Raw genomic sequence first — 11,025 nt, 5'->3', positions numbered from 1 at the left:
AGAAAGGCGGTAGATGTTAGAGTGTGTGCCAGTAAATCTAGTCTGCGGTGAGTCTACACTCCCTTAAAGCCGGTTAAGCATGTGTCGCTTGTGTTGGCAGTCTAGAGGTGGATTTGGCGTTTTCTTGTTGAGAGGTGGCAAGCATTCGCTATAAAAAGTAAGAAAACTTTTCCTCTCCGACAATTTGTCCTCTTATCCATTGATGGAGGCTTTCCATATTCTCTATAAATATTGATTGCGAGGTGAAGTGTAAGCGATCAAGGCTATCCTTCAATAAGTATTAAAGCGAGCTATCACTATTTTAATCCGTATAGATTATTGGCAGTTTAACTTTGGAGATTTCAGGGGATTGGTGCGCTTAGAGGCCGCCAGCTCAATATAAACGTTAACTGGATATCAGGTATGAAGCTGTCTTGGTTATGGCTCTTTGGCGGTAAAGTCTATATTGCGTGCCTTGTTGCAATCTTTATGCTGTCAAGCCTTATGGCACAGGCAGAAAATTTGCGGGGGAGCACTACGGGGCCAACCTCTGCACCAGGGTACAGCCATCCCGATCAGTTTCTGCATTTAAAGCCTGTAAAGCTGGCGGATAATATGTACCCGGTAATCCAGCACCCGCAAGAGGAAAAGCAAGCTAGGCAGACGCTGACGCTTCTGGAAGAAAAGTTTGGCAAAAAGCCTAACATACTGATTTTCCTGCTCGATGATGTGGGTTGGATGGATGTCGGATTTAATGGTGGGGGTATTGCAGTAGGCAATGCCACACCGACTATGGATAAGTTGGCGAATGAGGGACTTATACTGACCTCTGCCTATTCAACGCCTTCATGCTCGCCGACACGAGCGACGATCCATACCGGTCAAAACCCTTTACATCATGGCATCTTGCGCCCCCCTATGTACGGTGAAGCCGGTGGTTTAGATGGTGCAGTCACAATGCCCGCCATACTTAAGGAACTGGGATATGTTACCCAGGGGGTGGGTAAATGGCATATGGGGGAGAATAAGGGGTCTTTACCGCAGAATGTTGGCTATGACGATTATCGGGGATTTCTCGGTGTATCAGATATGTATACAGAGTGGAGAGACGTCTATTTTAATCCGGAAGTAGCACTGTCTCCAGAGCGCTTTGCAATGATGCAGAAGGAGTCATTTAGCCATAGCGAGGTACACTGTACGCCACAGGATACAGAGAAATGCAAAGATATCCATCAGATTGATCTGGACTATATCAAGGTGCTTGATGATCAGTGGATGGAGTACAGTGTAAATTTTATTAAGAAAATGAAAACCTCTGAAAAGCCATTTTTCCTATATCACGCTCCTAGAGGTTGTCATTTTGATAATTATCCATCCGATAAATGGGCGGGTAAATCCAGGGCTCGTACGGTATATAGCGACTGTATGGTGCAGATGGATTATGTATTGGCGCAGTTGTTTACTGCGTTGCAGGAAACGGATCAGCTGGCGAATACTCTGATTTTTTTCACCTCGGATAATGGCCCGGAGTGTGAGGTTCCCCCCTATGGTCGAACGCCTTTTCGGGGCTGTAAAGGGACCAGCTGGGAGGGGGGCGTAAGGGTGCCGACATTTGCATATTGGCAGGGAGTTATCAAGCCGCGCCGGACTGAAGGATTATTTGATCTGGCTGATCTATTTAATACGGCTATTTCGATAGCGGGTAAGCCCGGTAAAGCAGTTGCAAGCTTTGTCAGCGAAGATCGCTATATCGATGGTATCGACCAAACCGGAATGTTGTTGGCTGATAATGGTCAATCTGCACGTCGCAGTAGGCCCTATACCATGAATCAGTATTTTTCTGCGATGCGTATTGATGAGTTCAAATATGTATGGACCGCAGAAATTGAGAGTGGTGTAGTACAGAGAGGAAACTGGGGGGGATTTAGCGGCCCCATTTTTGTTGAGAGTGGTGGGGCGATACTGTTTAATCTTTATTCCAACCCCCAGGAAGATGCCAGTATCGGTGTGCGTCATTTGCCAATGCTTGTACCCGTGATGACAGCGGCGGGTGACTATATGAAAGAGCTTATTAAGTACCCTCCACAATTTAAGATCGGCTTTATATCAAATAATCCACCTATCTATGATCTTTTACCTCAGGCTAAAGAAAAGTTGGAGAGGGAGGGGGCTGGTAAAGCCCCATAATCTTAGGGGTGAATCTTTAACGTTTTAGCCGGATTTAAAAGAGTGGCTGTTTAAGCTTGTGCTATTCTGGCAGATAGCAACTTGAAGCAGGGGAGCTTATAGCTCTAGTAGGCTGGCACAGCAGTGAGATTGGCCGGCCCTGGTTTGGAACCTGCAGAGGCCGGCGAGTATAATTATTGCAAGATTGTGCCTGTATTATTAGTGCCCACTTGGGTGGCAATTGCAGAATTCCCAGTGGTTGCCTGGGTGGTGTCGAGAGTGTTAGTTGTGCCCATTTGTATACTGCTGGCTGAATTCATCGTTGATGTTTGAGTAATAGTAGATCCATTAGAATCGCCAATCTGCTCCATATAGGCTGCCAATAGATCTCCATCTTGGGAGAGGTTTGCGGAATTACTCAGGCCATCCTGTTCGATTTCCCCTTCGTTACTTGCCCCAGTTTGATAGGTCATAACCATATTTGTAGTACCCAGTTGTTCAGCATAAAGACTGCTGCCGGTACCGAGTTCTTGTGAGATATCCGCATCATTTGAATCGCCGTTCTGTACAAGCTCGGCAGTATCGCCTATGGATGTAGGCTGGATCACTATTGAGGTGTTACTTGTTCCCAGCTGGGTTACTGTCAGGTTATTTCCCGTTCCATCTCCCTGGCCAAATGAAGCCATATTTGACGTTCCATCCTGCAATATGATGGCAGTACTAGAAGTCTCCATGTTCTGAGAGCCGGCTACGGAGTTGCTTGTTCCAACCTGGGTGATAAAAAGCATATTTCCCGAAGAAATCGCTTGAGTAATAGAGCCATCATTGGAGTCACCATTTTGGCTGATTACAGTAGTGTTGAGCGATGAATCGGTTTGTACCGGAACGAATTGATTCGAAGTGCCAATTTGCGTAACTGTTGCGGTACTTGAGGTGGCCCTAATTTGAAGTGCAACAAAAAAATTGTTCTGGCCATTTTGTGATATGGTAACAGTCGATGCTGTGGTATCAGATTGCTCAATCGATGAAACTGTGTTGTTGTCGCCAACTTGAGTGCTGTAAATAAAATTATTTGTCGAGTTTGTTAGCTGAGATGTAATCGATGAGTTATTGTCACCAGTTTGCGTAAAGCTTGCAACATTGCCCGAAGTGGTAGGGTCGACTTGGTTAGACGTAGCTGTATTTCCGTTGCCATTTTGAGAGACGTCGGTAGTATTGGCGGCGGTATGCCCACTGAAGGCTAACGCAACTGCCGCAGCAATGGAGGTGTAAGCTTTCATATCTATTTCCTTGCAAATTATTAAGCTCTATTAATCTGGTTGTGATCTGTTCGCCGATTTGAAACGCTACTAAACGGTTACTTAAGCTAAGGTGGATTTCAATTCCCTGAGTAATCACCTAAATTACTTTCATGCAAATTTACTGCTGACGCTCAAAATACTATTACGCGAAATAATGCCGGATGATGTGATTGGATGCCCCCTCAATTCTGGGTTGAGTACTGGGTATTTTCCTTGGGAATTAACTATCAATAGCTTGAGAAAAATCTCCTAGGAGGGATTGTGCGGTTGATTCTGTAGCTACCGGTTTATTGTATTGCCCAAGTCAGTCCCCAAAGGTGGCGCTAAAGCACAAGCTACATCTTAATTGTGGTTGATAAGCAGGTATTTGGTGGGCAAGTGGAAGGGGACTTCCAGCATCTATTATTGAGGCTTTGGTTGTTGTGCGTGGGGCCAGTGATGATTCTGCTGCTTGTGATGATCTAGGTCAGGTTCGATTTGGGGTAAGACTTCCCGAGGAGTCCGATATATGCCTAGGCAGAATTACTATAGCCCCTTCAACTCTTGTTAAAATTATTTCTGTACCTGAAAGGCGGTAGACATTGATATGTGTAATAGGGGTTCTCTAAATGATTCCCTTTAAGCGGTGGAGGTAAGTATCTATCATTTGGCTTGGAAAACTGAGGAAAAGTTGCCGCAGCTGAGAGGGGCTTAAATGGTGATCACTATCTGGAAAATACTGCCAACATAAGAAGATAGGCTTGGCGCCGCTATTGGGAGACGCCAAGCCTTTGCTACAAAAGGTAAGAAAAACTCTAACTGTGGGGCAAGTTAATTTTTGCGGTTAGAATTACTTCCCATATCCCACAGAATTGGTTGATCGCCGCCCATAATGGTTGAAGGCATCTGGCCATTCCACTGCTGCGCGCGAATATATTCAACCAAGGTATGATTTTTGGCAATTGCTTCGGCTTTTGCTTTAATCGCTGCGGCCTCGGCTTCACCCTTTTCGAGAATGGCATAAGCTTCCGCCTCGGCCTCTACCCGAATCTTATGAGCTTCACCATCCGCTTTAGCTTTGGTGGCATCACGGCGTGCATTGGCTGTATTCACTTCACGCTGTGCTTCAAGTTTTTGACGCTCTAGTTTGTGTTTTTCTGCCGCAGCCAGATTGAGTTCCGTCTGTTTGGTCTCAATAGACTGGATGTACTTGGGAGGCAAGTTGATGCTCTCGATCTGTACATCGCCAAGCTCCATAGGCAGCCCCTTGGTTTCCTCTTCCAGGAGTTCCTCAATCCGTCGGATTGCCGCGTTTCGGTTCTGAATAATCTGCTCGGCTTTAAACTCGGCTAAACCCGCTTTACTGGCACTTCTCAGTCTGGGGTCGAGGATACGCTGCTCAAACTGTTCCAGGCCGCCATATTGCTTGTACAAATCAATGGCAGCGCTACGAGTTACCGTCCAGTTCACAGCCGTCACTGCTTTTAACGGCATCTGCTCCGCAGTGGCGGCATTCATCGTCTCAACATTTTTCCGGGTTCTGACTTCGATTTCGACTACATTGTCTATAAGTGGGACCTTTGTATGAATTCCGGGATCAACCTGTGAAACAGCCTTACCAAAACGCTTTACAATTCCTACGTGCCCTTCGTCAACCGTAAAGACGGTTCCCATGAGGATAGGTAGGATTAGCAGTAGTACAACAGCGCCAGCAATTCCCTTCTTAATAGTTTCTACCTTAATATCTTCCACAATTTTTCCTTTATTTGCCTACACACAAGGTCAATATTTGTCCATGAAAGTGATTGTGTTGAGGAGGTTTCGTAAGCGATATTGCCACCTGGCTAATAAAATGTACCAGATAGACTTTGTTACAATTCACTATAAATGGCCGGTGGCATAGTACAGATTTTTTTTAAAATTTAAAAGCTAAGAGAGTAGGTGGCGGTTACGTTGTGGCATCTGGTATGGGGTATGAGCAGTTGCACAATTTAAATTATAGTCCCTATTACCAGTAAGCCTTTAACTACTTGGTACCAATATCGAATACACCGTTGACTCAGCCTACCATCCTTATCAGATTGATATAAATGGGGCTGCGGTCGATCAAAATTAACTGAACACTAATAATTTTTTATACGGTAAATCTTGATATCTAATCTGTTTCTATCAGGAATGAATTATATACTTGCCTTTCGGTTCTATTTGCTGCGCTCAGTTGGGTGTGCTCCAGTAGTTAAAGCCCCACCTAATTTGGTGGGGCTTTAACCGTAGGTTTAATTTTCAGGGTTGACCTTATGGGTGAATAAATTGCAGCCGAACCTTCTGTAGTCTCAAGAGTGTTGTTGCGGCATCAAATCGTACACGAGCCAAGTAGTAGCAGCTTTGGGTATCAATGGGGCGACTTAAAAGAGATACAGAGGTTGACCCTGTGGTTGTATCAAAGCTGGAGCTGGAAGCGATAGTCGTGTATGTAATGGCGCCGCCAGCGAAGGCAGGTTGGCAAACCTCAAAAACAAAAGTTTGCATCAGTGACGTGGCATCACTATCAGACCACCACCACCTATACCACTCCAGAGTGCCGCCATTGGGAAGGTCATCAAATTGGGCATCGGCAAACCGCTCAGTACCTAGACGACTGAGTTCAAGGCTGATTCCTGAATTGTATAACCACTGCGACCCAGTGGTATCCACTCGACCGATAAAATCCTTCGGCGTAATTGGCGAATAGTCTGTGCTTCCTGAGGGAAAGTATCCTTCTTGAGCATCAGGGCTATCAGTTGCCCCCAGGTAGGGATCAACTGACCTGCCCAGGTTGACGCCCTTGGCTGCATATACATTACTTGCGTCCCTTTCAAAGCCCATTGCTTCTAAGGTGTCAGGGTCAGTAATAAGAGAGTCATCATTTTTTGCTATAACCGGCTGCGACATCATCAAGAAGCCAAGGGTTGCACTAAGAGCACAACCAATCCATCCGTAGGACTTCTGCATCTACATTCTCCATAAATAATAGAATTTCGGTTAGATTGCTGCGACCTCTAAGAGCTAGGGCGATTCAACGTTAAGCTAACTGTCAAAGATTTTGTGTGCCCTATCTCTGGTGAGGACGAGGTAAATAATTAGCAGTAAATTTCAGGGTTGGCAATGTGGGTGCGGTGTAATCTTTTAGTTCAATTTGTGCTTTTAAGCGTTTTAGAGGGTGGCAGTTTTAGCTGATTTTTTGCCGGTATATATGCCAGATTTGAATCGGAATAAATGGCTGCGGGATTGTATAAAAAATATAGGTGTGCTAGGTGGTTTTTTAAATGGTTTGGAAGAATGTGACTGTATTGTCTAGCGGATAGATTGTTGCAAATGGTATTTCAGAATAAGGTCAAAATATAGCCTGTAACCCTGTTCTTGAGCGGCGGGCTTTGTCCCGACTTCTCTTTTGTCAAAATCAACTCAGTTGCGCTGTCAAGGGTCTGGTTGCTTTATGCGTTCTTAATGTAAGAGGATAATTATGATCACTGCATTTGTGGGTGTCGAGAGTTTCTCCTGGGGGTTATTGGTCAGTTCCCGGCTGGGTGCGTTTAAATACCTAAAGCCTCACCCAATTGGGTGAGACTTTAATGGCGCTAACTCTAACTTTTAGGGAGGGCTTATGGGTGAATAAACTGAAGCCGAACCTTCTGTAGCTCTAAGAGTGTTGTTGCGGCATCAAATCGCACGCGAGCTAAGTAATAACAGCTTTGGGTGTCAATGGGGCGGCTTGATAGGGAGACAACCGTTGATCCGGTAGTCGAATCAAAGCTTGGGCTGGATGCTAGAGTCGTGTAGGTGATAGCGCCGCCGGCGAAGGCGGGTTGACAGATTTCAAAAACAAAAGTCTCCATCATTGAAGCGGTGTCATTATCAGACCACCACCATCGATAAAACTCCAGAGTTCCACCATTGGGTAGATCATCAAACTGAGCATCGGCAAATCGCTCAGTACCTAAGCGGCTGAGCTCAAAGCTGATGCCTGCGTTATATAACCACTGCGTTCCTGTGGTATCAACTCGGCCGATAAATTCCTTCGGCGTAATGGGTGAATAATCCGTACTTCCTGATGGGAATAGCTCTTGTTGAGCATCAGGGCTATCAGTTGATTTTAGGACAGGCTCACGGGATCTATCCAGGTTGACCCCCTTAGCTGCGTATACATTATTTGCGTCCCTTTCAAAACCCATTGCCTCTAAAACCACAGGGTCAGTAATAAGTGTGTCATCATTCTTGGCGATAGCTGACTGTGACACCAGAAAGAAACTCAGGGTTGCACTAAGGGCACAACCAATCCATCCGTAGGGCTTCTGCATTTATTCTCTCCGTAAATAATAGAGTTTTGGTTAGGTTGAGGCGACCTCTAAGAGCTGGAGCGAGTTAATACTGAAATTTTCCGCTCTATCTCTAGTGAGGACGAGGTAAATAATTAGCAGTAAATTCCAGGGTTGGCAATGTGGATGTGGAATAATTTTTTCAGTCTCAATTTGTTTTTTGTTTTCAAGTTTTTGTTCGTAGAGTTTTGTTATTGCTACCGCTAGTTGTGACCTACAAAAGTAGTAGTTGCTTTTTCTTCCTGTAATAATTTGGGAGGAGGCTTGGTGTTGTCTCTGCTTGGTGGGAGTGTATTTTGTGTACGTTGGGAGGCTCTATATGGTAGAGGGTAGTCCGGATGCGATATGGTGGGATTTTTAATTTTATTTTAATTAAATTTTCATGCATTATTTGGTTTTTTGTGGTTTGGGTTGCTGTATTTGTAATCTTGGGTTTGTCCTGAAGGGATCGCTATCATTTTTTTGTTGTGAGCCCCGGTGAGACTGTGTGGATGATAAACAATTTTTTTGGTGGAAATCTATAGTGGGTACTATAAAAAATGGTTTATGCCAATAAGTCTGATGTGGCTCCTTTGGATATGAAAAAGCTGAATATGGAGGGTGGTGAGGTTTGTTGCAGTTGGCGATGGAAGGGGTTTTAATATGTTTTAATGCAGTAGGGTTATCAAAAAATATCCAAAAAATCTGATCGATTAGGGCGGGTGTTGTCTCGTCGCCTGAAACAAGTGGGTGGTCTTATTTCTTTGGCGGGAGTGGCAGGTATTGTGACTTATCTAAGCTTGAGTCGTATTGCGGATGTTAGTGTTAGCTGCTCTTTATGCAGTTCTTGTTCTGTAAGGTTGTTTATTTTGAGTGGTTTTCTCTTGTGGTGTGGTTTGCGAGAATTGATGTGGGCGATACTGGGATAAAATTACTAATAACAATTGCTTATATTGAGTTGGATGCTGATTGCTGGAAGCTTGATCAGCAGTAAAGCTGTCGTCACATTTAAGGTTATTAAGGAGAGATTGTATTTTAGATGGTTGTGTTATGAGTAAAGGTTTTAATCAGATAAGGTCGAGAAAGGCAATTTGGTAACGGCGTCACAGTAATTCAAAAGATATGTTCGTGTAATATTGTAATGTTTCTCGGGGTTTTTGTTGTGCCGTTGGGTTGAAATGTATGTGGTGTTTGAGGGTTGTTTGTAAGGTGAGAAATTTTTAGTTGATGTAATAGTTCTGTGCTCCACCTTTGGGGGAGGTGTTCTGTAGAGGTGTTCTGTAGAGGTGTTCTGTAGAGGTGTTCTGTAGAGGTGTCTGGGTGGTCACTATGTGATCCCATGGTGGCGCTGACTCTCGATTTGTTTTTGATTAAAGTGATATTTTGCAGGAAAGTTTAGGTCTAACAGAAGTCGACATTTAACTTGTGTATCGGTATCCATATTTATGGGTGATTATTACAATTATAAATGGAGTCTATAAATGCCTGTATTTAAAAACCCTAAAAGACATGCGCTTGTTGTGCATTGTTTTCCATGGGATGTACCTGAGTGCCGCGCGCTTATTAAGTACTACTTTGATGAGATTGATCCTTTTGTTATCGCAGATGAGCGCCCGGAGTTTGAACCCAATTTGATATTTAATGTATGTGCGTCGCAGAATTATGGCTCTTATCTGGGGGAGTACTTTAAATTTATCGATGTTTTTAGTGGGGCGGGTGAAAGTTTTATAAATAGTGATAACGCTTTTAGAAATCTCACTGAATTGCTGTTGCCCGGGGGGACCTTGTCTGTGGAGGTGTGGGGTTTGGATTATCCTCGGTATGCTTATCGGAATAGCATTTTTAGGGCGATACTGGATCTAAGGTTTAGAGATTTTTCTATGTTTCCACAGACAGAGGCTGAATGCGATAAGCATACAGCAAAATTTTCGTATCGAAAGTCGAGCTTCCCAAGTGATGATGAAGAAGACGATGAAGGTGGGGAGGAGGTAACATTGCTATTGTAATGCTGGCGAATACTTTGCCAAGATAGTAAGGCTTTCGGGTTGATTGAAATATTCTGATTGGGGAGTCTTTGCGTAATTCTGTGATATCTCTGTGGGTGAGGTGTTCTGTAAGGGGGGTAAAGAGTCGCAATATAGCTGCATGCCGATGCAGATATTTGCGTCTGTTGATGCTTAAAATTTTCTTTGTGTAGGTTTGTGTGGTTTTCAGGGGTTGTGATTTGGGTTGCATTTGAAATTTATTTTCACAAAGCTTTTTTTGGTGTGGAAGGGGGCTGCGAATGGTGAGTACAAGTACATTCATGCAGATGTATGTGAATAGGTACTTGGTTATTTATCATAAGTGGCCATTTGATACGCCAAAGCGAAAGGCAGAGAGGCTGGGGAAGGTTGGCTGCCCGATCGATTTTGATGTTTATAAATGCTTTATTGTTAATAATTTGGATTGTTACAAGGGAGTAAGGGGCTGAGCCTGACTAATAGATTTTTTCTCTTGCCGAATTAAGTTGTTCTTAGGTGGGTTTCTCTAGGGGGCGAACTGGTGCCTCAATCGGTAGAGAGAGGAGTTTTCCTCTTCTTGTATGCAATCTGCGATTGTAGTAAATAGTGCCAGATGCAACAGTAAACTATATGCTGTTTAGCGTTATTGCGGAATTGGCGGGCTGGCTTTTATAAGGTGGTGGCATAGAAAAGCGATAGGAATGGCGTATAAACCTATAATAATTGCGGGCAAAAAGGATTCAAACAGGCAGAGCAGGATGCTGGGTAGGGCACCGCCCAGAATCATGGTGGTTCGAGTGTAGATCTGCATTTTCAATAAGAAATTCTCTACAAGCTTTCCGTAGGTGAGCGTCGCTATTAGGGCAATCAGAGCTGTAACTAAATAAGTTGTTAGCGCCGAGGTCAGGCCAGTGAGCATCCGGGGCCCTGGTGCGTCAAAGATGGAGAGGATGGCAATAATTGCTGGGAAAATGGCGCAAACTACAGCCGATGCTTTGAAGGCGATCCTGAAGGATAAGCGGCTTCTTTGCTCAGGGGGGCTGTTGTCTAATTCTGCTTTAGGAGCTTTGTAGTAGTTTCTCGGCATGTAGCGTCTATTGCCTATCTGTAACTGCTGATGAGATCTCTATATCGGAATGAGCCGATCGCTTTATAGTAATTTTTGCTTTGCCCAATGTAAATGCAATGGCATCAGAATTTATCGGGTCCGTGATATGTACCATGGTGCAAGCGCCTACCCCCTCTTATTGGTGGTTTGCTCTC

At 44.3% G+C, this 11,025-nt stretch carries 7 protein-coding genes; 2 read left to right on the top strand and 5 right to left on the bottom strand.

Translation table 11 applies throughout. The annotated features are described in order from the left end of the window. Positions 1-468 precede the first annotated feature (468 nt). Positions 469-2,166, top strand: coding sequence for a sulfatase-like hydrolase/transferase (locus ACJJIF_RS07445; RefSeq protein WP_444931592.1), 1,698 nt, complete (start codon positions 469-471; stop codon positions 2,164-2,166). A gap of 173 nt (positions 2,167-2,339) precedes the next feature. Here the strand turns inward: ACJJIF_RS07445 and ACJJIF_RS07440 are convergent, their stop codons facing one another. The 4 genes from ACJJIF_RS07440 to ACJJIF_RS07425 form a co-directional block, all read right to left on the bottom strand. Further along, positions 2,340-3,425, bottom strand: coding sequence for a hypothetical protein (locus ACJJIF_RS07440; protein WP_444931591.1), 1,086 nt, complete (start codon positions 3,423-3,425; stop codon positions 2,340-2,342). Between the two features lie 831 nt (positions 3,426-4,256). Continuing rightward, a complete protein-coding gene (locus ACJJIF_RS07435) occupies positions 4,257-5,177 on the bottom strand; it encodes a prohibitin family protein (RefSeq protein ID WP_444931590.1) in 921 nt (306 codons plus the stop codon). 543 nt (positions 5,178-5,720) lie between these two features. Beyond that, the gene (locus tag ACJJIF_RS07430) at positions 5,721-6,416 is read right to left on the bottom strand and encodes a hypothetical protein (protein WP_444931589.1); all 696 of its coding nucleotides are present in this window, start codon (positions 6,414-6,416) and stop codon (positions 5,721-5,723) included. Positions 6,417-7,066: 650 nt separating this feature from the next. Then, positions 7,067-7,762, bottom strand: coding sequence for a hypothetical protein (locus ACJJIF_RS07425; protein WP_444931588.1), 696 nt, complete (start codon positions 7,760-7,762; stop codon positions 7,067-7,069). A 1,478-nt stretch (positions 7,763-9,240) separates the two neighbouring features. Between ACJJIF_RS07425 and ACJJIF_RS07420 the strand changes: the two genes are divergently transcribed. After that, complete coding sequence (locus tag ACJJIF_RS07420; protein WP_444931587.1) at positions 9,241-9,765, top strand: hypothetical protein; 525 nt, start codon at positions 9,241-9,243, stop codon at positions 9,763-9,765. A 640-nt stretch (positions 9,766-10,405) separates the two neighbouring features. On the opposite strand, the gene ACJJIF_RS07415 is transcribed toward ACJJIF_RS07420, so the two are convergent. Continuing rightward, positions 10,406-10,849 carry a hypothetical protein gene (locus ACJJIF_RS07415; RefSeq protein WP_444931586.1) on the bottom strand — a complete coding sequence of 148 codons (444 nt, stop codon included), beginning with the start codon at positions 10,847-10,849 and terminating at the stop codon, positions 10,406-10,408. Positions 10,850-11,025: the final 176 nt, after the last annotated feature.

The sequence above is a fragment of the Microbulbifer regidiadema (SeqCode) genome (genome assembly GCF_052467605.1).
This window is presented reverse-complemented; position numbering and strand designations above follow the sequence as displayed.